General features: G+C 72.1%; 25 protein-coding genes and 3 pseudogenes. 22 read left to right on the plus strand and 6 right to left on the minus strand.

Translation table 11 applies throughout. From position 1 onward, the window contains the following. Positions 1-19: 19 nt before the first annotated feature. From MKW14_RS24320 to MKW14_RS24360, 9 genes are all read left to right on the plus strand, one after another. On the plus strand, positions 20-1663 hold the full coding sequence (locus MKW14_RS24320) for a polyamine aminopropyltransferase (protein WP_240865318.1): 1644 nt from the start codon (positions 20-22) through the stop codon (positions 1661-1663). A 153-nt stretch (positions 1664-1816) separates the two neighbouring features. Then, positions 1817-2035, plus strand: coding sequence for a hypothetical protein (locus MKW14_RS24325; RefSeq protein ID WP_240865319.1), 219 nt, complete (start codon positions 1817-1819; stop codon positions 2033-2035). A gap of 204 nt (positions 2036-2239) precedes the next feature. Beyond that, positions 2240-3394, plus strand: a complete 1155-nt coding sequence (locus tag MKW14_RS24330) for a sensor histidine kinase (protein WP_240865321.1) — start codon at positions 2240-2242, stop codon at positions 3392-3394. After that, positions 3391-4077, plus strand: a complete 687-nt coding sequence (locus tag MKW14_RS24335) for a response regulator (protein WP_240865324.1) — start codon at positions 3391-3393, stop codon at positions 4075-4077. The genes MKW14_RS24330 and MKW14_RS24335 overlap by 4 nt, the downstream gene beginning before the upstream one ends. Before the next feature lie 65 nt (positions 4078-4142). Beyond that, positions 4143-5015 (plus strand): SRPBCC domain-containing protein, encoded by an 873-nt coding sequence (locus MKW14_RS24340; RefSeq protein ID WP_240865326.1) that lies wholly within the window; start codon positions 4143-4145, stop codon positions 5013-5015. Positions 5016-5074: 59 nt separating this feature from the next. After that, positions 5075-5863 (plus strand): aldose epimerase family protein, encoded by a 789-nt coding sequence (locus tag MKW14_RS24345; protein WP_240865327.1) that lies wholly within the window; start codon positions 5075-5077, stop codon positions 5861-5863. 10 nt (positions 5864-5873) lie between these two features. After that, positions 5874-6425 carry an orotate phosphoribosyltransferase gene (gene pyrE, locus MKW14_RS24350; RefSeq protein WP_240865328.1) on the plus strand — a complete coding sequence of 184 codons (552 nt, stop codon included), beginning with the start codon at positions 5874-5876 and terminating at the stop codon, positions 6423-6425. Between the two features lie 184 nt (positions 6426-6609). Beyond that, positions 6610-7632 (plus strand): class II fructose-bisphosphate aldolase, encoded by a 1023-nt coding sequence (fbaA, locus tag MKW14_RS24355; RefSeq protein WP_133044166.1) that lies wholly within the window; start codon positions 6610-6612, stop codon positions 7630-7632. 73 nt (positions 7633-7705) lie between these two features. Then, the gene (locus MKW14_RS24360) at positions 7706-9172 is read left to right on the plus strand and encodes an MFS transporter (protein ID WP_240865329.1); all 1467 of its coding nucleotides are present in this window, start codon (positions 7706-7708) and stop codon (positions 9170-9172) included. A gap of 533 nt (positions 9173-9705) precedes the next feature. Here MKW14_RS24360 and MKW14_RS41580 read toward each other — a convergent pair. Then, a pseudogene (locus MKW14_RS41580) lies at positions 9706-9858 on the minus strand (non-canonical purine NTP pyrophosphatase); the annotation flags it as partial. Between the two features lie 141 nt (positions 9859-9999). On the opposite strand from MKW14_RS41580, the gene MKW14_RS24370 reads away from it, so the two are divergent. The 8 genes and pseudogenes from MKW14_RS24370 to MKW14_RS24405 all read left to right on the plus strand — a co-directional run bounded on the left by MKW14_RS24370 (position 10000) and on the right by MKW14_RS24405 (position 16672). Then, entirely contained in the window at positions 10000-10413 is a 414-nt protein-coding gene (locus tag MKW14_RS24370; RefSeq protein WP_240865330.1) for a DUF3151 domain-containing protein, read from the plus strand. A 149-nt stretch (positions 10414-10562) separates the two neighbouring features. Then, on the plus strand, positions 10563-11402 hold the full coding sequence (locus MKW14_RS24375) for a tryptophan 2,3-dioxygenase family protein (protein ID WP_240865331.1): 840 nt from the start codon (positions 10563-10565) through the stop codon (positions 11400-11402). Further along, complete coding sequence (gene kynU / locus MKW14_RS24380) at positions 11395-12591, plus strand: kynureninase (RefSeq protein WP_240865333.1); 1197 nt, start codon at positions 11395-11397, stop codon at positions 12589-12591. The genes MKW14_RS24375 and kynU overlap by 8 nt, the downstream gene beginning before the upstream one ends. A gap of 157 nt (positions 12592-12748) precedes the next feature. Continuing rightward, positions 12749-13633: an alpha/beta hydrolase gene (locus MKW14_RS24385; RefSeq protein WP_240865334.1), complete on the plus strand. Its 885-nt coding sequence runs from the start codon at positions 12749-12751 to the stop codon at positions 13631-13633. A gap of 167 nt (positions 13634-13800) precedes the next feature. Continuing rightward, positions 13801-14130, plus strand: a pseudogene (locus MKW14_RS24390) (hypothetical protein); the annotation flags it as partial. 2 nt (positions 14131-14132) lie between these two features. After that, positions 14133-14539 (plus strand): annotated as a pseudogene (locus tag MKW14_RS24395) (LuxR C-terminal-related transcriptional regulator); the annotation flags it as partial. A 97-nt stretch (positions 14540-14636) separates the two neighbouring features. Continuing rightward, a complete protein-coding gene (locus MKW14_RS24400; RefSeq protein ID WP_240865335.1) occupies positions 14637-16010 on the plus strand; it encodes a sensor histidine kinase in 1374 nt (457 codons plus the stop codon). Beyond that, on the plus strand, positions 16007-16672 hold the full coding sequence (locus tag MKW14_RS24405; RefSeq protein ID WP_240865336.1) for a response regulator: 666 nt from the start codon (positions 16007-16009) through the stop codon (positions 16670-16672). The genes MKW14_RS24400 and MKW14_RS24405 overlap by 4 nt, the downstream gene beginning before the upstream one ends. Here the strand turns inward: MKW14_RS24405 and MKW14_RS24410 are convergent. Further along, positions 16669-16818, minus strand: coding sequence for a hypothetical protein (locus MKW14_RS24410; protein WP_240865337.1), 150 nt, complete (start codon positions 16816-16818; stop codon positions 16669-16671). The two genes, MKW14_RS24405 and MKW14_RS24410, sit on opposite strands and share 4 nt — an antisense overlap. A 39-nt stretch (positions 16819-16857) precedes the next feature. Between MKW14_RS24410 and MKW14_RS24415 the strand changes: the two genes are divergently transcribed. Continuing rightward, the gene (locus MKW14_RS24415; RefSeq protein WP_240865338.1) at positions 16858-18060 is read left to right on the plus strand and encodes a cytochrome P450; all 1203 of its coding nucleotides are present in this window, start codon (positions 16858-16860) and stop codon (positions 18058-18060) included. On the opposite strand, the gene MKW14_RS24420 is transcribed toward MKW14_RS24415, so the two are convergent. The 3 genes from MKW14_RS24420 to MKW14_RS24430 all read right to left on the minus strand — a co-directional run bounded on the left by MKW14_RS24420 (position 18050) and on the right by MKW14_RS24430 (position 20788). Continuing rightward, positions 18050-18268: a hypothetical protein gene (locus tag MKW14_RS24420; RefSeq protein ID WP_240865339.1), complete on the minus strand. Its 219-nt coding sequence runs from the start codon at positions 18266-18268 to the stop codon at positions 18050-18052. The two genes, MKW14_RS24415 and MKW14_RS24420, sit on opposite strands and share 11 nt — an antisense overlap. A 67-nt stretch (positions 18269-18335) precedes the next feature. Beyond that, positions 18336-19904 carry an ABC transporter permease gene (locus MKW14_RS24425; RefSeq protein ID WP_240865341.1) on the minus strand — a complete coding sequence of 523 codons (1569 nt, stop codon included), beginning with the start codon at positions 19902-19904 and terminating at the stop codon, positions 18336-18338. After that, positions 19904-20788 carry an ABC transporter ATP-binding protein gene (locus tag MKW14_RS24430; RefSeq protein ID WP_240865342.1) on the minus strand — a complete coding sequence of 295 codons (885 nt, stop codon included), beginning with the start codon at positions 20786-20788 and terminating at the stop codon, positions 19904-19906. The genes MKW14_RS24425 and MKW14_RS24430 overlap by 1 nt, the downstream gene beginning before the upstream one ends. A 74-nt stretch (positions 20789-20862) precedes the next feature. On the opposite strand from MKW14_RS24430, the gene MKW14_RS24435 reads away from it, so the two are divergent. Both MKW14_RS24435 and MKW14_RS24440 read left to right on the plus strand, forming a co-directional pair. Beyond that, the gene (locus MKW14_RS24435) at positions 20863-21366 is read left to right on the plus strand and encodes a GbsR/MarR family transcriptional regulator (RefSeq protein WP_240865343.1); all 504 of its coding nucleotides are present in this window, start codon (positions 20863-20865) and stop codon (positions 21364-21366) included. Between the two features lie 53 nt (positions 21367-21419). Next, positions 21420-22019 carry a Uma2 family endonuclease gene (locus MKW14_RS24440; RefSeq protein ID WP_240865422.1) on the plus strand — a complete coding sequence of 200 codons (600 nt, stop codon included), beginning with the start codon at positions 21420-21422 and terminating at the stop codon, positions 22017-22019. Here MKW14_RS24440 and MKW14_RS24445 read toward each other — a convergent pair. After that, positions 21997-22839 carry a diacylglycerol kinase family protein gene (locus tag MKW14_RS24445; protein WP_240865344.1) on the minus strand — a complete coding sequence of 281 codons (843 nt, stop codon included), beginning with the start codon at positions 22837-22839 and terminating at the stop codon, positions 21997-21999. The two genes, MKW14_RS24440 and MKW14_RS24445, sit on opposite strands and share 23 nt — an antisense overlap. Positions 22840-23045: 206 nt before the next feature. On the opposite strand from MKW14_RS24445, the gene MKW14_RS24450 reads away from it, so the two are divergent. Both MKW14_RS24450 and MKW14_RS24455 read left to right on the plus strand, forming a co-directional pair. Next, positions 23046-24329, plus strand: a complete 1284-nt coding sequence (locus MKW14_RS24450) for an adenylosuccinate synthase (protein ID WP_240865345.1) — start codon at positions 23046-23048, stop codon at positions 24327-24329. Between the two features lie 155 nt (positions 24330-24484). Continuing rightward, positions 24485-26287, plus strand: a complete 1803-nt coding sequence (locus tag MKW14_RS24455; protein WP_240865346.1) for a bifunctional metallophosphatase/5'-nucleotidase — start codon at positions 24485-24487, stop codon at positions 26285-26287. The last annotated feature ends 61 nt before the right edge of the window (positions 26288-26348 follow it).

Raw genomic sequence — 26348 nt, forward strand, 5'->3', positions numbered from 1 at the left:
GTGACGTAACGTCGCAGTCGTGATCGAACCGCACGCCCCCGCACCACCCGGCCCGCCGCCTCCCTGGGCGGGCCCGGCGCGGCTGCCGGTGCGGCCGGCCACCGGGCGCTTCCTCGTCCTCGCGTGCGTGTTCGTCTGCGCGGCCTGCGGACTGGTGTACGAGCTCGAACTGGTCGCCCTGGCCTCGTACTTGATCGGTGACTCGGTCACCCAGGCGTCCGTCGTGCTGTCGGTCATGGTCTTCGCCATGGGCATCGGCTCGCTCGTGGCGAAGCGGCTGCGCTGGCGGGCCGCGGCCGGCTTCGGCGCGATCGAGGCGGGCCTCGCCCTGATCGGCGGCTGCAGCGCCATGGCGCTGTACGCCGTCTTCGCCTGGACCGGCGACTGGGGCGGGCTGTGGGCGAGCGGGCCGCGCTGGCTGCTGGTGGCCTTCTCACTGGCCATCGGCCTGCTGATCGGCGCCGAGGTGCCGCTGCTGATGGAGCTGATCCAGCGGGTGCGCCGGCAGGACGCGGGCGGCGCGGTGGCCGACCTGTTCGCCGCGGACTACGTGGGCGCGCTGGTCGGCGGGCTGGCCTTCCCGTTCCTTCTGCTGCCCCTGCTGGGCCAGTTGACCGGCGCCCTGCTCACCGGCGCCGTCAACGCCGTCGCGGGCGCCACCCTCGTCCTCGGCCTGTTCCGCCGCGACCTCACCCGCCGCACCTGCTGGACGCTGCTGGCCGCCAACCTCGCCGTCCTGGCCCTGCTCGCCTCGGCCGCCGTCCTGGTCGACGACTTCGAACGGGCGGCCCGGCACGCCGTGTACGGCCAGGACGTACGGGTGGCCCTGCAGACCGGGGTCCAGGAGGTCGTCCTCACCGGCGGCACCCACGGCCGGCCCCTCGACCTCTTCCTCGACGGCCGGCTGCGCGTCAGCGGACGCGACGAACAGCGCTACCACGAGGCGCTGGTCCACCCGGCGATGAACGGCCCGCACGCGCGCGTGCTCGTCCTCGGCGGCGGAGACGGGCTGGCCGTCCGCGAGGTGCTGCGCCATCCCGGCGTACGGCGGGTGGACGTCGTCGAACTCGACGCGGGCGTCGTACGGCTGGCCCGCCGTGACCGGGCGCTGTCCCGGCTGAACCGGCACGCCTACGACGACCCACGCGTGCGCGTGACCACCGCGGACGCCTTCCACTGGCTGCGCACGGCGCCCGCGGCGGCGTACGACGTGGTGATCTCGGACCTGCCGGACCCGGGCATCACGGCGAGCACCAAGCTGTACTCCGAGGAGTTCTACGGGCTCGCCCGCCGGGCGCTGGCGCCGGGTGGGCGGCTGGTGGTGCACGCGGGGCCGTTCGCCGGCCGGCCGCGGGTGTTCTGGACGGTCGGGGCGACCCTGCGCGCCGCCGGTCTGCACCCCGTCGCCTACCGCGTGGGCGGCCGCGACGCCGGTTTCGCCGCGAGCCCCGACCGTACGGCGATCGGCTCCCGCGCGCCGGGCGACTGGGGCTTCTTCCTGGCCGCCGCCGACGCCACCCCGCCCCTCGGCCTCGACCCGCGCGCCCCGCACCCGCGAACCCTCACCCCGGCGTCCCTCGCGGCCGACGCCCGCACCGCCGCCGCCACCCGCGTCACGGGCCTGCCGCCCTCGACACTGGTGCACCCGCGGTACGCGGACTGACGGACGCGATCCCCGTGCCCGTCGCGCGGTACGCCGACTGACGGACGCGGTCCCCGCCCCCGCCGCGCGGTACCCCGACTGACGGACGCGCTCCCCCCCCGACGCGGGAACGACTGACACGCGCTCCCGGTCCCCGTCGCGCGGGAACCACTGATGGACGCGCTCCCGGTCCCCGTGGTGCGGGAACCGCTGACGGACGCGCTCCCGGTCCCCGTCGCGCGGGAACCACTGACGGACGCGCTCCCGGTCCCCGTCGCGCGGGAACCACTGACGGACGCGCTCCCGGCCCCCGCCGTGCGGGAACCACTGACGCACGCGGTCCCCGCCCCCGCCGCGCGGGAACGGCGGTCCGTCGACCTCCCCCCGAGGTGACGGACCGCCGTACTCCCCCGCTTCCCCCGTCGAGCCACCTGTCGCGGCCTGCACCGAAAAGCTACGGGCGTCCCACCCCGCCCCGAATCCCCCACCGGTTGGAAAGGCGCCCCAACCTGCGCGGCAATCGGGCGGTTCCTGCAACTTCCGCGGTACCGCGGGAGGTTGACGCCCCGCCTCGCGCACCGGGGTTACGCTGCGGCGATGCGGATCCACCCCCTCGTGGTCGACGGCCTGATCACCGCGGCGCAGACGACCGTGGCCGTCCTGCTCGGCCGGGAGTCGGCCGCCCAGGGGTGGCCCGCACTCGACCCGCTCGGCTGGAGCCTGGTCGCCCTGTGCAACCTGCCCACCGTGCTGCGCGCCCGCGCCCCGGTGGCCGTCTGCGTCTTCGTCGACGCCTGCGCGATCGCCTACGTCTCCCTCGGCCACTGGCCGGTGGTCAACTCCTTCGGCCCGATGCTCGCCTTCTACACGGTGGCGTCCCTGCGCCCGCCGCGGACCACCGCCCTCTGCGCCGCGCTGATGGCGGGCGTGTGGATCTACGCGGGGCTGGTGACGCAGGGCAGCTCGATGGCGTCGGTGGCCGCGCAGTCCGTCGCGTACCCGGTGGTGCTGTGGTGGTTCGGGCACACCGCCCGCCGGACGGCCGACCTGACCCGGCAGCTGAGGGCCGAACAGGCCGACCGGGCGCGCCGCGAGGTCGCCGAGGAGCGCGTACGGATCGCCCGCGAGCTGCACGACGTGGTCGCCCACCACATGGCGGTCATCAACGTCCAGGCGGGCCTCGCCCGGTTCGTGTTCACCTCCGACACCCGCACCGCGCGCGAGGCGCTGGACACCATCGCCGGCACCAGCGGCGAGGCACTCGCCGAACTCCGCCGCATGCTGGGCCTGTTGCGGGCCGACGGGGTCTCCGGCGCCGACAGCGGCCCGGCCCCCGGACTCGGTCAACTGGCCGAAATGGTCGAGCGGGTACGCGCCGGCGGCGTCCCCGTCGACCTCCGCGTCACCGGCGAGCCGCGCCCCCTGCCGCCCGGCGTCCAGCTCTGCCTCTACCGCGTGGTCCAGGAAGCCCTGACCAACGTGCTCAAACACGCCCCCGGCAGCCACGCAACCGTGGAACTCGCCTACCGGGCGGGGGAGATGGCGGTGTCCGTCGTGAACGAGGGGGAGGGGGTGATTCCGGACAGAAAGCAGGAACGCGGCGGACACGGCTTGATCGGGATGCGGGAGCGGGCCAAGCTCTACGGCGGGACGATCGTCGTCGGCCCGCGCAGCGAGGGGGGATTCGGCGTGCAACTGACCCTGCCGACAGCGCCGCCGGCCGCACGCCGGGGGGACACCGTCGAGGAATGACCGACACCGGCAACGCCCCACCGGCGATCAGGGTGCTGGTCGTCGACGACCAGTTCCTCGTCCGCGGCGGACTCGTCGCGCTGCTGCGCGCCGCCCCCGGCATGGAGGTCGTCGGCGAGGCGGCGGACGGCGCTCAGGCCGTGCGGCTGGCCGCGAAGACCCACCCGGACGTCGTCCTGATGGACATCCGCATGCCGGGCATGACCGGCATCGAGGCGACCGAGCGCATCCTCGCGGCCGCGACCGACCCCCCGCCCCGCGTTCTCGTCCTGACCACCTTCGACCTCGACGAGTACGTGTACGGCGCCCTGCGCGCCGGTGCCTCCGGGTTCCTCCTCAAGGACGCGGGCCCCGAGCGCCTGCTCGCCGCGGTGACGGCCGTGCACGGCGGCGACGCGCTGTTCGCGCCCGCGGTGACCCGGCGCCTGGTGGAGGCGTTCACCCGCGCGGCCGACCTGCCCGGACCCCCGCCGGGTCTCGCGGCCCTGACCGGCCGTGAACTGGAGGTGCTGAAGCTGGTCGCGCGCGGTCTGACCAACGCGGAGGCGGCGGACCGTCTGTTCATCAGTGAGGCGACGGTGAAGACCCATCTGAACCGCACGATGAGCAAGCTGGGCCTGGCCAGCCGGGCGCAGGTGGTCGTGATCGCGTACGAGACGGGGCTGGTGACGCCGGGGGGTTGAACCGGCCGCGTCACTTTCGGCCAACGGGGGTGCAGCCGGCGAACCCGTGGGTAGGCTCGGCGGCTATGGAGCATGACGTGTTCGTTCCGGTTCCGTCCGCGCGGCTGAGGGAGGCGCTCGCCGATCCCGCGAGGGTGGCCCGGGCGGTTCCCGGGCTCCAGCAGGACACCGGGGCCGAGCCCGTGTCCGGGCGGCTCAAAGTGCGCGTCGGCAGCCACTCGGTCACCTACCGGGGGACGCTCAGGATCACGGCCCGGGACGACGGGGCGTACGCCGTCGAGGGCGACGCCACCGAGACCCGCGGCACCGGCTCGGTGAAGCTGGCGCTCACGCTGCGGGTGACGGAGGCGGAGGGCGGCTCCAAGCTGGCCTTCGAGGGGACGGCGTCCGCGGACGGGCGGGTGACGGAGCTGCCCGCCGACGCGGTGGGCTCCGCGGTGACCCGGCTGCTGAACCGTTTCGCGGAGAACCTGGCGGCGACGGACGAGTCGGAGCAGCCCGAGCCGCCGGCCACTCAGACGTCCGAGGCCGGGGCCACCGACGACTTCGAGACCACTCCGGACGCGGACGACGAGCCGGCGCCCGGCCCGGTGTCCCGCCCGGCGTCCGTCTTCGACACCGAGGTGCCGCCGCCGTCACTCGATCCGGTGGCCGAGACCGACGACGATGAGGACACCGGGGACACCGGGGACGAGGCGGCGGCGGACGCCCCCGAGGACTTCCCCGAACCTCCCGCCGAAGCGGCCCACGCCCGGCGCACGATGATCGGCCGCAGCGCCGAGGAGGTCGACCACGCCCCGCCGCGCGGCCGCTACGCCCCCGTACCCGCCCCCCAGACGGTCTCCCCGGGATCCCCGCTGCGCTGGGCGGCCCCCGCGGCGGCCGTGGTGCTGGCCTCGGCGATCGTGGTGGGACGGGCGCTGCGCCGACGCCGGTGACGCGCGCACCGCGCCCCTGTCCACCGCCGCCCCCTTGATCACCCCAGTAGGGTCGTCCCGTGAGTGACGAAGACATCACGCTGACCGCGGGCGACGCGGAGGTGACCGTACGGCCGGGCAACGGCGGACGGATCGGTGGACTGCGGATCGGCGGGGTCGAACTGCTGCGCCAGGGTGAGCGGTTCGGCTGCTTCCCGATGGTCCCCTGGTGCGGACGGATCCGGGACGGACGGTTCCGGGACGGCGCCAGCGTGCACCAGATGCCGCTCAACTCTCCGCCGCACGCCATCCACGGCACCGTCCGCGACGGCGCCTGGCGCCCCGCGCGCGTGGGGACCGACGAGGCGGTGATCACGTACGACCTGGTCGAGCCCTGGCCCTACTCCGGGCGGGTCACCCAGCAGATCGCGCTGACCCCGGACTCGCTGACGCTGACGATGTCCGTGGAGACGTACGACTCCTCCTTCCCGGCCCAGATCGGCTGGCACCCCTGGTTCAACCGGAACCTGGGCGGCGAGGACGTCCGCGTCGGCTTCACCCCCGCCTGGCAGGAGGAGCGCGGGGAGGACCACCTCCCCACCGGCAACCGGATCGAGCCGCGGCCCGGCCCCTGGGACGACTGCTTCGGCATGCCCGGCGGCGTCGACGTCACGCTCACCTGGCCCGGGCAGCTGGAGGTGAAGGTGGCCAGCCGCGAGGAGTGGGTCGTGGTGTACGACGAGCAGGAGGCCGCCGTCTGCGTGGAGCCGCAGACCGGGCCGCCCGACGGACTGAACACGCTGCCCCGGCTGGTCACGCCCCTGGAGCCGCTGGAAGCCGCGACCACCTGGACTTGGCGCCGCCTTTAAGCTGACTGGCATGACGACGGACGTACGTGGCGCGCTGCTGCAGCAGATCAAGGACAAGGCCGTGGTGCACGGCAAGGTGACCCTCTCCTCGGGTCTGGAGGCCGACTACTACGTCGACCTGCGCCGCATCACCCTCGACGGGGAGGCCGCTCCGCTGGTCGGCCAGGTGCTCCTGGACCTGACCGCCGACCTGGAGTTCGACGCGGTGGGCGGGCTCACCATGGGCGCCGACCCGGTCGCGGCCTCGATGCTGCACGCGGCCGCCGCGCGCGGGAAGCGTCTGGACGCCTTCGTCGTGCGCAAGGCGGCCAAGGCGCACGGGATGCAGCGGCGCGTCGAGGGCCCGGAGATCAAGGGCCGGCGCGTGCTCGTCGTCGAGGACACCTCCACCACCGGCGGCTCCCCGCTGACCGCCGTCGAGGCGGTGCGCGAGGCCGGCGCCGAGGTCGTCGCGGTGGCGACCATCGTGGACCGGGCGACCGGGGCCGCGGAGAAGATCCAGGAGGGGGCGGGAGTGCCGTACCTGTTCGCCTACTCCAAGGACGACCTCAACCTCGACTGAAGGTTTTTCGGCCGGGGGTCCGGGGGTTGCCCCCCAGGATGTCGCAGCCCACAAGATGGACACGGCGGGCAAAGCACCCGGCCATGTCTGCGAAGATGTGGGCCGACGACGACGTCACCCCCAAGGTCTAGGTCAGGGCCGTAGTACGCAGATCGCCAACCCGCACATACCAAGGAGCGGACAGATGCCCATCGCAACTCCCGAGGTCTACAACGAGATGCTGGACCGGGCGAAGGCAGGCAAGTTCGCCTACCCGGCCATCAACGTGACCTCGACCCAGACCCTGCACGCGGCCCTGCGCGGTTTCGCGGAGGCGGAGAGCGACGGCATCGTCCAGATCTCGACGGGCGGCGCCGAGTTCCTGGGCGGCCAGTACGCCAAGGAGATGGTGACCGGTTCGGTCGCGCTCGCCGAGTTCGCGCACATCGTCGCCGAGAAGTACCCGGTCAACGTGGCGCTGCACACCGACCACTGCCCGAAGGACAAGCTCGACGGGTACGTACGCCCGCTGCTGGCGATCTCCGAGAAGCGGGTCGAGGCCGGCCTCACCCCGCTCTTCCAGTCGCACATGTGGGACGGCTCCGCCGAGACCCTCGCGGACAACCTCTCCATCGCGCAGGAGCTCCTGGAGCAGGCCCGCCGGGCCAACATCATCCTCGAGGTGGAGATCACCCCGACCGGTGGCGAGGAGGACGGCGTCTCGCACGAGATCAACGACTCCCTCTACACCACGGTCGAGGACGCGATCCGCACCGCCGAGGCCCTGGGCCTGGGCGAGAAGGGCCGCTACCTGCTCGCCGCCTCCTTCGGCAACGTCCACGGCGTGTACAAGCCGGGCAACGTCGTCCTGCGTCCGGAGCTGCTGAAGGAGCTGAGCGACGGCGTCGCCGCCAAGTTCGGCAAGCAGTCCCCGTTCGACTTCGTCTTCCACGGCGGCTCCGGCTCCACCGAGCAGGAGATCCGTACCGCGCTGGAGAACGGCGTCGTCAAGATGAACATCGACACCGACACCCAGTACGCCTTCACGCGTCCGGTCGCCGACCACATGTTCAAGAACTACGACGGCGTCCTCAAGGTCGACGGCGAGGTCGGCTCCAAGAAGACCTACGACCCGCGCACCTGGGGCAAGCTGGCCGAGGCGAGCATGGCCGCGCGCGTCGTGGAGGCCACGCAGAACCTGCGCTCGGCGGGCAACAAGATCAAGTAAGCCCTGCCGGCCAGTGGTCGGCCGAGAGCCCGGTGCCTGTCCCAAGGCGCCGGGCTCGCTGTATACCTGGGGCATGCCCGACGTCCGGCTGGCCTCACCCCAGGGCAGATGGATCCTGCTCACCACCGTCCTCGGCTCCAGCATGGCGATGCTGGACTCGACCGTCGTCAACGTCGCCCTCCCGCGCATCGGCCGTGACCTCGGCGCCGATCTCGCGGCGCTGCAGTGGACCGTCAACGCGTACATGCTCACGCTGGCCGGGCTGATCCTGCTCGGCGGCAGCCTCGGCGACCGTTACGGCCGCCGCAAGATCTTCGTGCTCGGGGTCGTCTGGTTCGCCGCCGCGTCCCTGCTGTGCGGGCTCGCGCCGAACGCCGGTGTGCTCATCGCCGCGCGTGCCCTCCAGGGCGTCGGCGGGGCGCTGCTCACGCCCGGTTCCCTCGCGCTGATCCAGGCGTCCTTCCACCCCGACGACCGGGGCCGGGCGGTGGGCCTGTGGTCCGGGTTCGGGGGGATCGGCGCGGCCGTCGGGCCGTTCCTGGGCGGCTGGCTGGTGGCCGGGCCCGGCTGGCGCTGGGTCTTCCTGCTCAACGTCCCGCTGGCCCTGCTGTGCGCCCCCATCGCCGTACGGCACGTCCCCGACTCCGCGGACGGCCGCAGCCACGGCCGCTTCGACATCCTCGGCGCCTTCCTGGGCGCCCTCGCGCTCGCCCTCGTCACCTACGCCCTGATCGAGGCCCGGCAGGGCTCCCTGATCGTCGCCGTCACGGCGGTCGCCGGTGTCCTCGCGGGCGTCGCCTTCGTGTACGTCGAGAAGCGGCGCCCGGACCCGATGATGCCGCTGGACATCTTCGCCTCGCGCCAGTTCACGGCCGTCAACCTGGTCACCCTGTGCGTGTACGCGGCCTTCGGCGGCTACTTCTTCCTCACCGCCCTCCAGCTCCAGGTCGCCCTCGGCTGGTCGCCGCTCGCCGCGGGGACGGCCCTGCTGCCGACGACGGCCATGATGCTGCTGTTCTCCGCCCGATCCGGCGCCCTCGCCGACCGGATCGGCCCGCGCATCCCGCTCACCGTCGGCCCGCTGCTGTGCGCGACCGGCATGCTGCTGATGCTGCGGGTCGGGCCCGGCTCCTCCTACGCGGCCGACGTCCTGCCCGCCCTGCTGGTGCAGGGCGCCGGCATGGTCGCCCTGGTCGCGCCGCTGACCGCGACCGTCCTGGCCTCGGTGGACACCGCGCGGGCGGGGCTGGCCAGCGGCATCAACAACGCGGCGGCCCGTGCGGCGGGCCTGATCGCGGTGGCCGCGCTGCCGCTGCTCGCCGGGATGGGCCCGGAGGCCTACCGCACCCCGACCGCCTTCGACACCGCCTTCCACCGCGCGATGCTCCTGTGCGCCGGGATCCTGGTCGTGGCCTCAGCGGTCGCCTTCACGACGGTCCGCTCGCTACCTCCCGACTGCCGCCGCCCGGAATGCCGCACCCACGGGGGCGTGGCGGCTCCGCCGCTGGAGGGGGGACGGGCAGCGAAGCGCCTCTCCTGATCCGGGGCGGCCAGGCGTCTCGGGTGAACTCGGGTGGTAGAGCGCTCGCGCGAGCTGGGGTGGACGCGCGCCGCCTGAGCGGGGCCGGGGCGCGGGTCTGGTGTGGGTGGGCTGGGGTGGTGATCGCGTGCTGGCTGAGCCTGGGCGGTGAAGCGTGTTTCCTGGGCCCGCGCGGCCAGGCGCGGGTTCTGAGTTCGGCGGGCGTACGGGTCTGGCGTGGGCTGGGGTGGTGGTCGCGTGCCTGTCTGAGCCTGAATGGTGAAGCGTGTTTCCCGGGCCCGCGCGCGGCCACACGCGTGTTCTGAGCTGGGCGAGGGGCACAGGTCTGACGTGGGCAGACGTGGTCGAGCGCTTGCCTGAGCCAGGGCGGCGGAACTGTGCTTCCTGAGGCTGGGCGGCGCAGCGCGTCGACTGAGCCGGGCGGGGCAGGCGTCGACTGAGCCGGGCGGGGCAAGCGTCGACTGAGCCGGGCGGGGCAAGCGTCGAGTGAGCCGGGCGGGGCCACGCGTCTGGCGTGGGCTGGGGGTGAGCCTGTCGTCGGCGACGGTGGGCAGGCCGGTGGCGCGGGCGAGGGCGTGGGCCTTGAGGAGGGCGTTCTCGGCGAAGGTCACACCGGTCTCCCCGCCGGGAAGCGCGCCTCCCGAGCCCGCGCGGCCAAGCGCATCTCCTGAACCTGGGCGGGCCAAGTGTCGACTGAGCCGGGGTGGCCAGCGACTGTGCTGAGCCGGCCAGTGTTTCTGCCGACCCCGCCCCGCCGAGCGTCTCTCCCGTGCCGGTGCGTAGGTGGGCCCGCGCCTTCGGCGAGGGGGATGGAGGAGACTGGGGCCATGGCCATTCACGAGAACCTTCTCGGGGGACCGCCCCCGACCCACCTGCCCGACGACCCCGCGCCCCGCGAGCTGCTGGCGAACGGCACGCCGCCCGCGGACGTCGCGGCGAAGTATCCGACGTCCTCGCTGGCCTGGGCCCAGTTGGCCGATGAGGCGTTCGAGCGGGGCAGCGTCGTGGAGTCGTACGCCTACGCCCGTACCGGCTACCACCGCGGCCTGGACGCCCTGCGGCGCAGCGGCTGGAAGGGGCACGGGCCGGTGCCATGGGAGCACGAGCCGAACCGCGGCTTCCTGCGCGCCCTGCACGCCCTCGCCCGCGCGGCCGGCACGATCGGCGAGCAGGAGGAGTACGAGCGCTGCACCCAGTTCCTGAAGGACTCCTCCCCGACGGCGGCCCAGACCCTCGGCTGACCCGTCCTCCCAGGCCCGCCCGTCCGGTGTGACGAGGCGGGCCTTGCGATGCCGCGGGGCATTGAAAAGAATGCGGGTGGGGACCGGGGCCCCCGTGTCGGTAACGGCAGGGGCGGACCGCTACCCGGAGAACATCACAGGAGACAGCGATGTCCCACGAGGCTCACGAGACTCAGGAGCCAGAGACCCCGCATCTCGACTTCGCCGGCACGACGCCGTACGAGGACTACGTCAAGGCGGACGTGCTCACCCACCTCCAGCACACCCTCTCCGACGACCCCGGAGAGATGGTCTTCCTGGTCACGACCCAGGTCATGGAGCTGTGGTTCACCGTCATCGTCCACGAGTGGGAGACGGCGGCGCGCGCCCTGCGCTCGGACGACGTGCCGACCGCGACCGCCGCGCTGAAGCGCTCGGTGCGGGAACTGGAGGCGCTGAACGCCTCCTGGAAGCCGCTCGGCCAGCTCACCCCGGCCCAGTTCAACTCCTACCGCTCCGCCCTCGGCGAGGGCTCCGGCTTCCAGTCGGCGATGTACCGCCGCATGGAGTTCCTGCTCGGCGACAAGTCCGCGTCCATGCTGGTCCCGCACCGCGGTGCGCCCCGCGTCCACGCGGAACTGGAGAAGGCCCTGCACGAGCCGAGCCTGTACGACGAGGTGCTGCGGCTGCTCGCCCGGCGCGGGCACGCGGTCCCCGAGGCGGTGCTGCGGCGCGACGTCTCGCAGCGCTACGAGCCCTCCGACGAGGTCGAGGCGATCTGGACCGCGCTCTACGCGGGCGACGAGAGCGACGAACTCGCCCGCCTCGGCGAGGCGTTGACCGACGTCGCCGAGCTGGTGTGGCGATGGCGCAACGACCATCTGGTCGCCACGCGCCGCGCGATGGGTTCCAAGGCGGGCACGGGCGGCTCGGCCGGGGTGGCCTGGCTGGAGAAGCGCGCGCAGAAGAACGTGTTCCCCGAGCTGTGGACGGCGCGGTCACATGTCTGAACTCGCCCTGCGTGCAGAGAAGTTGGACGCCGCCGACGAACTGGCCGCGGTGCGCGAGAGGTTCGTCCTCGACGAGGTCGTCTACCTGGACGGCAACTCGCTCGGCGCGCTGCCCGCGGCCGTCCCGGGCCGGGTCGACGACGTCGTACGACGCCAGTGGGGCTCGCTCAGGATCCGGTCCTGGGACGAGAGCGGCTGGTGGACGGCGCCGGAGCGGATCGGTGATCGGATCGCCCCCCTGGTGGGGGCGGCGGCCGGGCAGATCGTGGTCGGCGACTCGACAAGTGTCAACGTCTTCAAGGCACTTGTGGGCGCGGTCCGGCTGGCCCGGCCGGCGGGGGAGAGCCGTGACGAGATCGTCGTCGACGCGACGACCTTCCCGACCGACGGCTACATCGCCGAGTCCGCGGCCCGGCTGACGGGCTGCACCCTGCGCCCGGTGACGCCGGGACAGGTGCCGGGCGTGCTCTCGGACCGTACGGCCGCCGTGCTGCTCAACCACGTCGACTACCGCACGGGCCGGCTGCACGACCTGCCCTCGCTCACGGCGGCGGTGCACGCGGTGGGCGCGGTCAGCGTGTGGGACCTGTGCCACAGCGCGGGCGCGCTGCCGGTCGGCCTGGACGAACACGGCGTGGACCTGGCGGTCGGCTGCACCTACAAGTACCTGAACGGCGGCCCCGGTTCACCGGCGTACCTCTACGTCCGCCGTGACCTCCAGGACCGCTTCGACTCCCCGCTGCCGGGCTGGAACTCGCACGCCGAGCCCTTCGGCATGCGCCCGGACTACGAACCGGCGCCGGGCGCGCTGCGGGGCCGCGTCGGCACCCCGGACATCCTGTCCATGCTGGCCCTGGAGGCGGCCCTGGACGTCTGGGACGGCGTCCCGGTCGAGGCGGTCCGCGCCAAGTCCCTCGCCTTGACGGACTTCTTCCTGGAGTGTGTGGAGGAGTACGTGGCGGCGGGGCTCGTGGAGTCGCTGACCCCGGTGGCGCACGAGGAGCGCGGCAGTCAGGTCGCGCTGCGCTGTGCGGACGCCGGGGATGTCATGAAGCGGCTGATCGAGCGGGGTGTGGTCGGCGACTTCCGGCACCCGGACGTCCTGCGCTTCGGTTTCACACCGCTGTACGTCTCCTTCGCGGAGGTGGAGCGGGCGGCCCGGGTGCTGGGGGAGACGGTGGCGGGCTAGCCGCAGCCGTCGAGGGGAAACGGGCTCCCCAGAACCGTTTTCCCCTCACCCAGCGTGACATCCACGTGTCGGCGCACGTCACCGGCCTGGTACCGTCCCGCCAACGGCCGGTTCCCGACCAGGCCCTGACTCCGTTACGTCGCTGAGAGGTTGGAGCATGCCGGACGACGCCGCAGCAGCCCGTGCCGCCGCCGAGGAGGAGTCGGCGTTCTCGCACCCGGCGGTCGACCCCGACTCCACCGCCGGGTACGGGGACCACCCCGACCAGCTGATCGACTTCTACGCCCCGCGCGTCGAGAGGGGGGCGGGGGCGCCCGTACCGCTGGTCGTCGTCCTGCACGGGGGCGCGTGGCGGGCGCCGTACGACCGGCGGCACATCTCGCCGTTCGCGGACTTCCTCGCCCGGCGGGGGTTCGCGGTGGCGAGCGTGGAGTACCGGCGGGGCGACGGGACCTCGGGAGGCTCCAACTCCCCTGCGGTGGCCGGGCGGTGGCCGGAGACCTTCGACGACGTCGCGGCGGCGCTGGACGCGCTGCCGGCCCTCACCCGGCAGGCCCTGCCACAGGCCGACCCGCGCCGCATGGTGCTCACCGGACACTCGGCGGGCGGCCACCTCGCCCTGTGGGCGGCGGCCCGCCATGTCCTGCCGCCGGACTCGCCCTGGCGCACCGCCGTCCCCGCCGCGCTCCGCGGGGTGGTGGCCCTGGCTCCCATCGCCGACTTCGAGGTGGCCGACAAGCTGAACGTCTGCTCCGGCGCCACGCGCCAACTCCTGGGCGGCGACGACACGTTCGCCGAACGCCGGCCGTACGCAGACCCGGCGCTGCTGCTGCCCACCGGCATCGCCACGACGCTGGTCCAGGGGCGGAGCGACCTCGTCGTACCGCAGGCGGTGGCCGAGTCGTACGCGGACGCGGCGGCGAAGGCCGGCGAGATGGTGGGCCTCACGCTCCTGGAGGACGTCGGCCACTTCCCCCTCATCGACCCGGCGGCGGACGCCTGCGCGGTGGTGGCGGAGGAGATCGCCCAACTGGCCTTCTGAGCCGACTCTTCCGAGCCGACTCTTCCGAGCCGCCCCTCACATACCCGTAGTACCTGAGAGCTACTCCGCAGGACGGCTCCCCGGCGGGACGCGGGCTACACCCCCGCGTCCGTAACTTCCCCATCAGTCAAGCCCGATGACCGGGCGGACCGGGAGGGGAGACGACGATGGGGCGAGCCACGGGGGAGCGGGGAGCGGTGGCCGGGGGCGGCACCCGGCGAACACGGGTGAGCGGATTCAGGGGACCCAGGGGACCCAGGGGACCCAGGGGATCAAGATGGCGCCGCACCGCTCTCGCCGCCCGCGTCGAGGCCGCCACCCCGCCCGACCGCGACCGGGCCGTGGACGCCCTGCGCGCCCTCGCCGTCCTGGGCGTCGTCCTCGGCCACTGGCTGGTCACCGCCTTCGTGGCGGACGGCACCGCCCTGCACACCAGCAGCCCGCTGCAGCGGATGCCCTGGCTCGCCCCGATCTCCTGGGCTTTCCAGACCCTCGCGGCCTCGACGAGTACGTGTACGAGGCGCTGCGGGCCGGCGCCTCCGGGTTCCTGCTCAAGGACGCCTCCGCGGACAAGCTCGCGGAGGCGGTACGGGTGGTGGCGGCCGGCGACGCCCTGCTCGCGCCCGGTGTCGCCCGGCGGCTGATCGCCCGGTTCTCCCAGCTGGACGGCGGGCCCCGCGCCCCGCTCAGCGACCGGGTCGGGGACCTGACCGGGCGGGAGACGGAGGTGCTGGCGCTGATCGCGCAGGGCCTGTCGAACGCGGAGATCGCCGGGCGGCTGGTGGTCGCCGAGCAGACCGTGAAGACGCATGTGGGCCGCATCCTGGTGAAGCTGGGCCTCAGGGACCGTACGCGGCGGCGGTGTTCGCGTACGAGTCGGGTCTGGTGCGGCCGGCGGGCCACTGACCCGGGTCCGGAGCGGCCGTAGTACCTGAGAGGGAGGCCGAAGGACCCTCCTCACTGGTGACGACCGGGGGCCCGGCCCGCGCCTACCGTTTCCGACGTGACCGAGACGACCCAGACGCACGTGACGCCACCGGAGCGACCGGAGGGCGCGTTCGAGCCGTACAAGCCGCGCAGCCCGGAGGCCCGGGCAGTCATGGACGCCCTGCGGGGCCTGCGGCAGAACCTGTTCCACGACGTGCTGGCCTACCGCCCGATGCCACGCGCGCGTGCCGACGGCCCGCTCGCCCGCCGCTTCTCCGGCCGGGCGCGCGAGTACGCGACCTGGGCGCCGTATGCCCTGGTCACCGCGGCCGGGATCATCGCGTTCTTCGTCGCGGCGCGGGAGGACGACCACGGCGGGGTGCTCAACGGCATGCTCGGCCTGTTCGCTCTGGCCCCGGTGCTGCTGACGCTGGTGCGTCCGGTGGGCGCGTTCTGGCTGTCGATGATCCTGACCCCCGTCGCCGAGGCAGTGGGCGGCGACGGGGTGACCGAGTGGCCCTGGCTGATGGGGAGCTTCGTCTGCCACTTCCTGGTGCTCACGATCGTCGCCGTCCGCACCCGGCCGCGCACGGCGGCGTGGATGTGGGTGTTGACGGCGGGGTACGGCATGTTCGCGGAGACGGCCTTGAGCGGCGGCCACTACTTCGGCTCCGACACCGTGCAGATGCTGTTCCTCTCCGCGCTGTCCCTGCTCGCCGTCACCGTCTGGCACATCCGCCACGAGGCCCGGCAGGAGGTGAACGCGCAGCAGACGGTGACCGCCCACGAGCGCTCCCGGCGCACCCTGCTGGAGGAGCGCACCACGATCGCCCGCGAGCTGCACGACGTGGTCGCGCACCACATGTCGGTCGTCGCCATCCAGGCGGAGGCCGCCCCCTACCGGGTCCAGAACCCGCCGCCGGAGCTGGAGAAGGCGTTCGCGACCATCCGGGAGAACGCGGTGGCGGCCCTGACCGAACTGCGCCGCGTGCTGGGCGTCGTACGCGCCGAGGACTACGAGGCCCCGGACGCCCCGCAGCCGACCCTCGCCGACCTGGACGCGCTGCTCGCCAACGTCCGTGAGGCGGGCCTGAGCGTCGACAAGACGGTCACCGGAGCGGTGCGCGAACTCCCGCAGGGCGTCGAGCTGTCGGCGTACCGGATCGTGCAGGAGGCGCTGAGCAACACCCTGCGGCACGCGCCGGGCGCGGCTGCCAAGGTGGAGGTGTCCTACGTCCTCGGCGGCCTGGGCCTGCGCATAGTGAACGGCCCGCCGCCCGAGCCGTCCCTGGTCAAGCCGTCCCCAGGCGCCGGCCACGGCATCACCGGCATGCGGGAGCGCGTCACCATGCTGAACGGCGGGATGACGGCGGCCCGTACGGACGAGGGAGGCTACGAAGTGACCGTCTTCCTGCCGGTCGCCGCCGCGGTGAACGAAGGAGAGGCATGACGATCCGCGTCCTGATCGCGGACGACCAGATGATGGTGCGCGAGGGCTTCTCGGTCCTGCTGAACGCGATGCCGGACATCGAGGTCGTGGGGGAGGCGGTGAACGGCCGCGAGGCGGTCGACCGCGTCCGCGAACTCTCCCCCGACGTGGTCCTGATGGACATCCGCATGCCCGAACTCAACGGCATCGAGGCGACCCGGGAGATCGTGGCCTCCGACACCACGGCGAAGGTCCTGGTCCTGACGACCTTCGACCTCGACGAGTACGTGTACCAGGCCCTGCGGGCGGGCGCCTCCGGCTTCCTCCTCAAGGACGCCTCGGCCCGCCAACTCGCCGACGGTGTACGGGTGGTGGCCTCGGGCGAGGCACTGCTCGCCCCCTCGGTGACGAAGCGGCTGATCACGGAGTTCTCGAGACTCTCGGGCACTCCGCGTCCGATGCACTCCGCCATGACGGCCTACGGCGACCTCACCGACCGGGAGACGGAGGTCCTGGTCCTCATCGCCCAGGGCCTGTCGAACGCGGAGATCGCCGAACGACTGGTGGTCGCCGAGTCCACGATCAAGACCCACGTCAGCCGCGTCCTGGTGAAGCTGGGCCTCAGGGACCGCACCCAGGCGGCGGTGTTCGCGTACGAGGCGCGACTGGTGACGCCGGGTTAGCCGAGCCGGTCGAGGACGGCGGGCAGGCCCTTGTCGAGCATCCCGCAGCAGGACCCGGCGGAGGCGAAGGCGGCCCTACGACGACGGCCGACGTCCGCCGCGCGGCCCGCCCGCTCGACACGGGTCTGCGCTCGCTGTAGGAACACCCCTGGTCAGAGCCCGGTGCGGCGGGTTAGCGTCCCCGCATGGCAGCCTTCGACCCGTGGGACCCGGCGTTCGTCGCCGACCCCTACCCCGCCTATGCCGAACTCCGTGCCAAGGGCCGCGCGCAATACTTCGAGCCCACGAACCAGTGGCTCGTCCCGCACCACGCGGACGTCTCGGCGCTGCTGCGGGAGCGGCGGCTCGGGCGGACGTATCTGCACCGGTTCGACCACGAGGACTTCGGCCGCACCGCGCCGCCGCCCGAGCACGAGCCGTTCCACACGCTCAACGACCACGGCATGCTCGATCTCGAACCGCCGGACCACACCCGGATCCGCCGGCTCGTGTCGAAGGCGTTCACGCCGAGGACGGTCGAGCAGCTGAAGCCCTACGTGAGCAAACTCGCCGGGGACCTCGTGGACCGGCTGGTCGAGAAGGGCGGCGGCGATCTCCTCACCGACGTGGCCGAGCCGCTCCCCGTCGCCGTCATCGCCCAGATGCTGGGCATCCCGGAGGCGGACCGGGCCCCGCTCCGGCCCTGGTCGGCGGACATCTGCGGGATGTACGAGCTGAACCCGTCCGAGGAGACGGCACGCAAGGCCGTCCAGGCCTCCGTCGAATTCTCGGACTACCTGCGCGAGCTCATCGCCGAGCGGCGCGCGGAGCCGGGCGACGATCTCATCTCCGGGCTCATCGCCGCCCACGACGAGGGCGACCGGCTGACCGAGCAGGAGATGATCTCCACCGCCGTGCTGCTCCTCAACGCCGGTCACGAGGCCACCGTCAACGCCACGGTCAACGGCTGGTACGCCCTGTTCCGCAACCCCGGCCAGCTCGCCGCCCTGCGCGCCGACCACTCCCTGATCCCCTCGGCGATCGAGGAGCTGATGCGGTACGACACCCCGCTCCAGCTCTTCGAACGCTGGGTGCTGGACGACATCGAGATCGACGGGACGACCATTCCGCGCGGCGCCGAGATCGCGATGCTCTTCGGCTCCGCCAACCACGACCCCGAGGTCTTCCGCGACCCCGAACGGCTCGACCTCACCCGCCCGGAGAACCCGCACATCTCCTTCTCCGCCGGCATCCACTACTGCATCGGCGCCCCGCTGGCCCGCATCGAACTGGCGGCCTCGATGACGGCCCTCCTGGAGAAGGCCCCGAAGCTGAGCCTCGCCGCGGAGCCCGTGCGCAAACCGAACTTCGTGATCCGCGGGCTCGCGGGACTCGAGGTCACGGTCTGAGGCGACGCACCAGGGCCCACAGGCCGAGCGCCGCGGCGGTCCCGCCGAGGACCGCGAACGGCAGCTCGGCGTAGAGCACCTTCCAGTCCGGCGACTGCTCGAACCGCCACAGCCGGTGACGGACGTCCACGGCCCACACCGCGAGCCCCGCCCCCGCGCCGAGCGCCGCCATCAGGCAACCCGCGGCGGCTTCCGTACGTTGCCCCATGACGGCAACAGACGTCCGGGGGCCGCCCCGGGTTCCCGTGCAGGCCGTGGGGTCCCTGAACTCCTGGTCAGGTCGTGAGGTCCCGCCGCCGCAGTCCGGCCAGCCCCATCGCCACCAGCACCACCGCCAGCCCGAGCAGCACCAACACCGGTGGCCACCGCATCGAACCGCCCGGCAGCTTCGGGAGGTGGCCGAACGGGGACACGTCCAGGACCGTCTGCGGTACGTCCAAGGCCGGGCCCACCCAGCCAATCAGCAGGACCGCTCCCGCGACCCCCCACGCCGCCACCGCCGCCCGCGGCAGGAGTCCGAACAGCAGCACCGCCACCCCGCCGATCACCCACACCCCGGCGACCTGGACCAGGCACGCGCCCAGGACGGGCCCGACCTGGTGGCCGTAGCCGACGGCGAAGCCCAGTCCGGCCAGGAGCATGATCAGTACGGCGCCCCCGAAGGCGATCGTCAGATGGCCGGCGGCCCACCGCAGCCGGCCCACCGCGTTCGCGAGCACCGGTTCCGCCCGCCCCGAGGTCTCCTCACCGCTGAGCCGCAGCACCGAGGCGACGACGTACAGCGCGGCCACCAGCCCCAGCATCCCGGTCATCGAGGCGAGGAACGCGTCCGTGATTCCGCTCTGCCCGCCCATCCGCTCGAAGATCTCCCGGGCCCGCTCGTTGTCGCCGACCAGGTCGGCCACGCCGTCGGTGAGGCCGCCGTAGACCGCCCCGGCCAGGAAGAAGCCGATCGACCAGCCGAGGACACCGCCGCGCTGCAGCCGCCAGGCCAGCGCGGCCGCGGTTCCGAGCCCTCCCGTCGCCGGTCCCGGGCGCGTCGGCAGGAAGCTCATGCCCACGTCACGGCGGCCCGCCAGCGCGTACGCCACCGCGCCCTGCGCCACCACCGCCGCCGCGAACAGCCCCAGCACCCACCAGCGCTCGCCGGCGAAGGCCCGCAGGTTCTCCAGCCAGCCCAGGGGGGACACCCAGGTCCAGACGGAGGAGCCGTCGGTGCTCGCCGCGTCGCCCGCCGCGCGCAGCACGAACGCGGCGCCCAGCAGCCCGGCCGTCAGTCCCCGCGCGAGCCGCGCGCTCTCCGTCAGCTGCGCGACGATCGCCGCCAGCGTCGCGAACACCATCCCCACGCCCGCCAGCCCCAGGCCGAAGGCGACCGCACCCGTGGCGCCCTGGCCCGCCAGCCCCGCTGCCACCAGCAGCCCCAGCACCCCGCTCGCGACGGCCGCCGCGAGCAGCGCCGCCGTCAGGGAGGCCCGGCGGCCCACCGCGCCGGAGGCGATGAGCTCCTGCCGGCCGCTCTCCTCCTCGTCCCGGGTGTGCCGTACGACGACCAGCAGCGCGGTGACGGCGGCGAGCGCGCCCGCGTAGACGCCGACGCGCCAGACGGTCAGGGCGCCCAGGTCCGTGCCGAAGGCGGGGCCGATCAGCGCGCGGAAGGAGGAGTTGGTGGCGACCTGCTGCAGCAGATCGGCGCGTTCGGTCTCGGTGCCGTACAGGCCCTTGAGCGTGTTCGGCATGGACAGGACCATCAGGGCGTTGACCGCCACCCACACCGGGATCATCACCCGGTCGCGGCGGAGCGAGAACCGCAGCAGCGTGCCCGTACCGGCGAGGGAGGTCATCACGCCTCCTGGTAGTGGCGCAGGAACAGCTCCTCCAGCGTGGGGGGAGTGGAGGTCAGCGACCGTACGCCGGAGTCCGTCAACGACCTGAGGACGGCGTCGAGTTTGTCCGTGTCGACCTGGAGCCGGACCCGGCGGCCCCGCACGTCGAGGTCGTGCACGCCGGGCAGCTTCGCCAACCCGTTGGGGGCGCCCGCGAGTTCGGCCGTGACGCTGGTCCGGGTCAGATGGCGCAGGTCGGCGAGGGAGCCCGTCTCGACGGTACGGCCCTTGCGGATGATGCTGACCCGGTCGCACAACTCCTCGACCTCGCTGAGGATGTGGGAGGAGAGCAGGATGGTCCGGCCGCGCTCCCGCTCCTCCTCCACACAGCGCTGGAAGACCTCCTCCATCAGCGGGTCCAGGCCCGAGGTCGGCTCGTCCAGGATCAGCAGGTCGACGTCCGAGGCGAACGCGGCGACCAGGGCGACCTTCTGCCGGTTGCCCTTGGAGTAGGTGCGGCCCTTTTTGGTCGGGTCCAGCTCGAAGCGTTCGACCAGGTCGGCGCGGCGGGCCGGGTCGAGGCCGCCGCGCAGCCGGCCGTAGAGGTCGATGACCTCGCCGCCGGAGAGGTTGCGCCACAGGGTCACGTCCCCGGGGACGTACGCGATCCGGCGGTGCACCTCCACCGCGTCCCGCCACGGGTCGCGGCCCAGGACCTGCGCGGCGCCGGAGTCGGCACGCAGCAGGCCGAGCAGGACGCGGATGGTGGTGGACTTCCCGGCGCCGTTCGGGCCGAGGAAGCCGTGCACCTCGCCGGCCTCGACCTCCAGGTCCAGGCCGTCCAGGGCGTGGGTACGGCCGAAGGACTTGTGCAGCCCGGCGACCGTGATGGCCTTCGTCATGCTTCAGAACGTACGCTTCTTTCAGAAATTTGTGAAGATACGGAAGTCCTCGAAGCCCGGTTAGGGTGGTGACCATGACGGACGAGGCGGGGCGGGACACGGAGGCGGTCTCGAAGTTCGTGGAGAGCTTCGCGGCGCAGCTCGTCGAGGCGGGGATGCAGCGCATGCCGGCCCGGGTCTTCGCGGCGCTGCTCTCCTCCGACGCGGGGCTGATGACCTCGTCCGAACTCGGCGAACAGCTGCGGATCAGCCCGGCGGCGGTGTCGGGAGCGGTGCGCTACCTGACCATGACCCACATGGTCTCGCGCGAGCGGGAGCCGGGGTCGCGGCGGGAGCGGTACCGGGTGCACGGCGACCAGTGGTACGAGGCCCTCACCAGCCGCGAGGCCGTGATCAAGCGCTGGGAGGGCGCCCTGCGCGAGGGCGTGAAGAGCCTCGGCCCCGACACCCCGGCCGGCCGGCGCATGGCCGAGACCCTGGCCTTCTTCGAGTTCGTCGAGAGCGAGGTCGCGGCGATGATGGAGCGGTGGCGGGCGCGGCGTGCGGAGCTGTTCGGCGGCACCGATTCACGGCTGTGACACATCGGATGCCCTGAGTGATGGGTGGTTTGTATTCAGGGGGAGGGCGCATCATGACACTGATGACTGAGCGACCGACGACAAACGGCAGCGAACCCCACAGCTTCGAGGATCTCCTGGACACCCTCGACCAGTTGGACGTGCCCGGCTACCGGGCGGAGATCATCAAGGGGAGCATCGTTTTGTCGAAGGGGTATTACCGCCGCGTCATGCGCATGGTGTGCAGCCAGCTCGAGCCGCATCTGCCCGAAGGAGAGTCCATCGGTTCCGAGCCGTTTCTGTTCGTCTTCCCGGGCGACGAGCGTGCGTACGGGCCGGACATCCACGTGGCACCAGAGCAGGTCTTCGAAACGACCAGCAACCGTCTTGACGGTGAAGCCCTCTCCTTCGCCGCCGAGCTGACGTCCACTTCCACCCGGGACGACGACCTGACGGACAAGGTCATGGTCTACGGGCGGGCGGGTGTCCCGGTGTACCTGCTCCTCGACATGCAGGAGGAGCAGGCGACCGTGCTCTGGACGCCCTCCGCCAGGGGATACGAAGCGCACTGCACGAAGCCGTTCGGGGAGAAGCTCACGATCCCGGCTCCGTTCGACTGCGTTCTGGACACCGCCGGCTTTCAGGCTCCCGCTACGAAGACGCCGGCACCGTAAGTCCCCAAGCCCCCTCCCATACCGTCCACGTCCGCCTGCGCACCGGCCCCCACACCCCCGCGTCCGCCCCGTAGCGGAAGTCCGCACCGGAGACGCTCACCGTGCGGCCCCGGGCCAGGACCGGTGACGCCTCCGCGCCCACCGAGAGGGGGCGGACCTCCACCTCGGCCACCCCGCGGGCGCCCGGGGTCACCGACACCGTCTCCACCGGCTGGTCCAGGTCCACCACCGTGACGCCGTCGACCTCGACGCGCAGCCGGGCGGGGCGGAGTGCCGGGAGCGGGGTCTCGCGGGCCGGGACCAGCGTCCGTACCAGGGACTGGGCGGTGCGCAGCCAGGGGCGCCCCTCCTCGGCCACCGGCTCCCGCCGGACCACCGAGGGAATCCGCAGCGCGCCCAGGACCACGCCGTCGCTGTCGTCGACCAGGAGGTCCAGCCGGCGCTCGGCCCCGTCCAGGACCGCCCGCGCCGCCGCCACCGTCCCCATGGGCACGCCCAGCGCCCCGGCCACCGTCAGCGCGGCCCCCACCGGCACCATCGACAGCGCACATCCGGCCAGCTCCCGCCGCCGGTGCAGCACGGACACCGCACGCGCCAGAGCCCGGTCGTCCCCCACCACCACCGGTCGTCGCGACCCCCGCCGGGCCAGCGCCCGGGCGAACTCCTCGGGCCCCTCCGGCAGACAGACCTTCGCCTGCGCACCCGCGCTGAGCACGTCTTTCGCGATGCGTACCGACTCCCCGTCCGTCCGTCGGGCCACCGGATCGATCACCACCAGCAGCTGATCGGAACTCGCCTCGGAAGTCGCGGAAGTCGCCACCTCGGTCCTGCCTCGCTTCCTCGGGTAGCATCTTTGTGCAAGAGCCCCTTGCGCTATTGCGCCAGGGGCTTCGTCTATTCCGGGGCCATCCGGTCCGACGGTTCGCGGCCAACGACGCTCGCGGCCGGTCGTGGTGCACGCGGCGGGAAACCCTACGCGTACGCCCCTGACCTTGGACATGCCCCGCCCGGAAGGGGTGTACGCGCGTGCCCGCACTTGTGCTGCTCGGTGCTCAGTGGGGTGACGAAGGCAAGGGAAAGGCGACGGACCTGCTAGGCGGCTCCGTCGACTATGTGGTGCGCTACCAGGGCGGCAACAACGCCGGCCACACGGTGGTCGTGGGCGATCAGAAGTACGCCCTTCACCTGCTCCCTTCCGGAATCCTCTCGCCGGGGTGCACCCCGGTCATCGGCAACGGTGTCGTCGTCGACCCGTCGGTCCTGCTCTCCGAGCTGAGCGGACTGAACGCCCGCGGCGTCGACACGTCCAAGCTCCTGATCAGTGGCAACGCCCACATCATCACGCCGTACAACGTGACGGTGGACAAGGTGACGGAACGCTTCCTCGGAAAGCGGAAGATCGGCACCACCGGACGCGGCATCGGCCCGACCTACGCGGACAAGATCAACCGCGTCGGCATCCGGGTCCAGGACCTCTACGACCACTCGATCCTCACCCAGAAGGTCGAGGCGGCGCTCGACGTCAAGAACCAGATGCTCACCAAGCTCTACAACCGGCGCGCGATCGCCGTCGACCAGGTGGTCGAGGAGCTGCTGGAGTACGCCGACAAGCTCAGGCCGTACGTCGCCGACACCGTGCTGGTGCTCAACCAGGCGCTGGAGGAGAACAAGGTCGTGCTGTTCGAGGGCGGCCAGGGCACGCTCCTGGACATCGACCACGGCACGTATCCGTTCGTGACGTCCTCGAACCCGACCGCGGGCGGCGCCTGCACCGGCGCCGGCGTCGGTCCGACGAAGATCAGCCGGGTCATCGGCATCCTCAAGGCGTACACGACCCGTGTCGGCTCGGGCCCCTTCCCGACCGAGCTGTTCGACGCGGACGGCGATGCGCTGCGCCGCATCGGCGGCGAGCGGGGCGTGACGACCGGCCGTGACCGGCGCTGCGGCTGGTTCGACGCGGTCATCGCCCGCTACGCCACCCGCGTCAACGGCCTGACCGACTTCTTCCTCACCAAGCTCGACGTCCTCACCGGCTGGGACGAGATCCCGGTCTGCGTCGCCTACGAGATCGACGGCCGGCGCGTCGAGGAACTCCCGTACTCCCAGACCGACTTCCACCACGCGAAGCCCGTCTACGAGTACCTGCCGGGCTGGAACGAGGACATCACCAAGGCCAAGTCCTTCTCCGACCTGCCGAAGAACGCGCAGGGTTACGTGAAGGCGCTGGAGGAGATGTCGGGCGCGCCGATCTCCGCGATCGGGGTGGGCCCGGGCCGGGACGAGACGATCGAGATCAACTCGTTCCTGTAAATCCCTTTTGTGGCTTGCTTGTTGGGCCGGTCATGGACTTCCTTGACCGGCCCATGGCTTGCTCCTGGTTCCGTACGGACTCGACGGGGCGCAACCATCTACGCGGGTAGCTCGCCGCTGTGCCCTCCCCAGTCCCTCCCTTTCCAGGAGCCCGTATGCCCGCCAGTCCGCTCAACCGCCGGGAGTTCGTGAAGAAGTCGGCCGTCACCGGGGCCGCCGTCGCCGCCGCGGGAGCGGTCGGCAGCGGCATCGCGCAGGCCGCCGAGCGCAAGCCCGAACCACACCGGAAGACCTGGTCGTTCTCCATCCTGGGCACCACCGACCTGCACAGCCACGTCTTCGACTGGGACTACTACAAGGACGCGGCCTACTCCGACAGCAAGGGCAACTCCGTCGGCGTCGCCCGCGTCGCCACGCTCATCAAGCAGCAGCGGGCGGCCAAGGGCGAGGAGCACGTGCTGCTCGTCGACGCCGGCGACATCATCCAGGGCACCTCGCTGGCCTACTACTTCGCGCGCGTCGACCCCATCACCAGCGGGGTCAAGCACCCCATGGCGGTCGCGATGAACCACATGCGCTACGACGCCGCTGCGCTCGGCAACCACGAGTTCAACTACGGCATCGACGTGCTGCGCAAGTTCGAGCAGCAGTGTCACTTCCCGCTGCTGGGCGCCAACGCGCTCGACGCCAAGACCCTGCGCCCCGCCTTCCCGCCGTACACCGTGAAGCGGATCTGTGTGCCTGGCGCGCCCGACATCAAGGTCGGCATCCTCGGCCTGACCAACCCCGGCATCGCGCTGTGGGACAAGGACAACGTCAGCGGAAAGATGGTCTTCCCCGGCCTGGTCGAGCAGGCGAAGAAGTACGTGCCGAGACTGCGCGCGCTCGGCTGTGACGTGGTCTTCCTGACCGACCACTCGGGCCTGGACGGCAGTTCCTCCTACGGCGACGAACTGCCCTACGTCGAGAACGCCTCCAACCTCGTCGCCGAGCAGGTCCCCGGCATCGACGCGATCCTGGTCGGCCACACCCACGTCGAGGTCCCCTCCTACACCGTCAAGAACGCGGAGACCGGCGAGGACGTCCTGCTCTCCGAGCCGTACTGCTGGGGCTACCGGCTCAGCGTCTTCGACTTCGAGGTCGAGCTGGAGCACGGCCGCTGGAAGGTCACGTCCAAGACGGCGCAGACCCTCAACCCCAACACGGTGGACGAGGACCCGGAGATCAAGAAGCTCCTGGAGGCCGACCACCAGCTGGTCGTGAAGTACGTCAACACACCGGTCGGCGCCTGCACCGAGGACCTCTCGGCGGCGGAGTCCTGCTGGAAGGACGTCCCCATCATGGACTTCATCCAGCAGGTCCAGATGGACACGGTGAAGGCGGGGCTGTCGACGTCCGACGCGGCCCTCCCGCTCATCTCGGTCGCCGCGCCCTTCTCCCGCACGGCCGACATCCCGGCGGGCAGCGTCACGATCAAGGACATCGCCGGCCTGTACATCTACGACAACACCCTCTACGGCAAGAAGCTCACCGGCGCCCAGCTGAAGGACTACCTGGAGTACGCGGCGAAGTACTACCACCAGGTCCCGTCCGGCACGAAGGTCGACACCGCGACCCTGACGAACGCCAACAACTTCTGGGACTACATGTACGACACGGCGGCGGGCGTCTCCTACGACATCGACATCGCCCAGCCCGAGGGCTCCCGCATCAAGAACCTCACCTACAACGGCACGGCGGTCGCCGACGACCAGGTCTTCGTCGTCGCCGTCAACAACTACCGCGCCAACGGCGGCTCGGGCTACCCCCACATCGCCTCGGCGGACATCGCGTACAGCTCCACGAACGAGATCCGCCAGCTGATGATCGACTACGTGACGTCCAAGGGCACCCTGAACCCGGCGGACTTCGCATCCACCAACTGGCGCCTGACGCAGGACGGGACGCCGGTGTTCTAGGAAAAAACGCAGTCCGTGGCCCCACCGGAACACGATCCGGTGGGGCCACGTATTTCCTCTG

The organism is Streptomyces gilvus (assembly GCF_022513565.1).
Taxonomy (GTDB): domain Bacteria; phylum Actinomycetota; class Actinomycetes; order Streptomycetales; family Streptomycetaceae; genus Streptomyces; species Streptomyces gilvus.

Excerpts from the sequence above, each read along its gene's own strand:
- MKW14_RS24325 (WP_240865319.1), top strand. The coding sequence starts at position 1,817 with ATGGACGCGCTCCCGGTCCCCGTGGTGCGGGAACCGCTGACGGACGCG.
- MKW14_RS24330 (WP_240865321.1), top strand. The coding sequence starts at position 2,240 with ATGCGGATCCACCCCCTCGTGGTCGACGGCCTGATCACCGCGGCGCAG.
- MKW14_RS24335 (WP_240865324.1), top strand. The coding sequence starts at position 3,391 with ATGACCGACACCGGCAACGCCCCACCGGCGATCAGGGTGCTGGTCGTC.
- MKW14_RS24340 (WP_240865326.1), top strand. The coding sequence starts at position 4,143 with ATGGAGCATGACGTGTTCGTTCCGGTTCCGTCCGCGCGGCTGAGGGAG.
- pyrE (WP_240865328.1), top strand. The coding sequence starts at position 5,874 with ATGACGACGGACGTACGTGGCGCGCTGCTGCAGCAGATCAAGGACAAG.
- fbaA (WP_133044166.1), top strand. The coding sequence starts at position 6,610 with ATGCCCATCGCAACTCCCGAGGTCTACAACGAGATGCTGGACCGGGCG.
- MKW14_RS24360 (WP_240865329.1), top strand. The coding sequence starts at position 7,706 with ATGCCCGACGTCCGGCTGGCCTCACCCCAGGGCAGATGGATCCTGCTC.
- MKW14_RS24370 (WP_240865330.1), top strand. The coding sequence starts at position 10,000 with ATGGCCATTCACGAGAACCTTCTCGGGGGACCGCCCCCGACCCACCTG.
- MKW14_RS24375 (WP_240865331.1), top strand. The coding sequence starts at position 10,563 with ATGTCCCACGAGGCTCACGAGACTCAGGAGCCAGAGACCCCGCATCTC.
- kynU (WP_240865333.1), top strand. The coding sequence starts at position 11,395 with ATGTCTGAACTCGCCCTGCGTGCAGAGAAGTTGGACGCCGCCGACGAA.
- MKW14_RS24385 (WP_240865334.1), top strand. The coding sequence starts at position 12,749 with ATGCCGGACGACGCCGCAGCAGCCCGTGCCGCCGCCGAGGAGGAGTCG.
- MKW14_RS24405 (WP_240865336.1), top strand. The coding sequence starts at position 16,007 with ATGACGATCCGCGTCCTGATCGCGGACGACCAGATGATGGTGCGCGAG.
- MKW14_RS24415 (WP_240865338.1), top strand. The coding sequence starts at position 16,858 with ATGGCAGCCTTCGACCCGTGGGACCCGGCGTTCGTCGCCGACCCCTAC.
- MKW14_RS24420 (WP_240865339.1), bottom strand. The coding sequence starts at position 18,268 with ATGGGGCAACGTACGGAAGCCGCCGCGGGTTGCCTGATGGCGGCGCTC.
- MKW14_RS24425 (WP_240865341.1), bottom strand. The coding sequence starts at position 19,904 with ATGACCTCCCTCGCCGGTACGGGCACGCTGCTGCGGTTCTCGCTCCGC.
- MKW14_RS24430 (WP_240865342.1), bottom strand. The coding sequence starts at position 20,788 with ATGACGAAGGCCATCACGGTCGCCGGGCTGCACAAGTCCTTCGGCCGT.
- MKW14_RS24435 (WP_240865343.1), top strand. The coding sequence starts at position 20,863 with ATGACGGACGAGGCGGGGCGGGACACGGAGGCGGTCTCGAAGTTCGTG.
- MKW14_RS24440 (WP_240865422.1), top strand. The coding sequence starts at position 21,420 with ATGACACTGATGACTGAGCGACCGACGACAAACGGCAGCGAACCCCAC.
- MKW14_RS24455 (WP_240865346.1), top strand. The coding sequence starts at position 24,485 with ATGCCCGCCAGTCCGCTCAACCGCCGGGAGTTCGTGAAGAAGTCGGCC.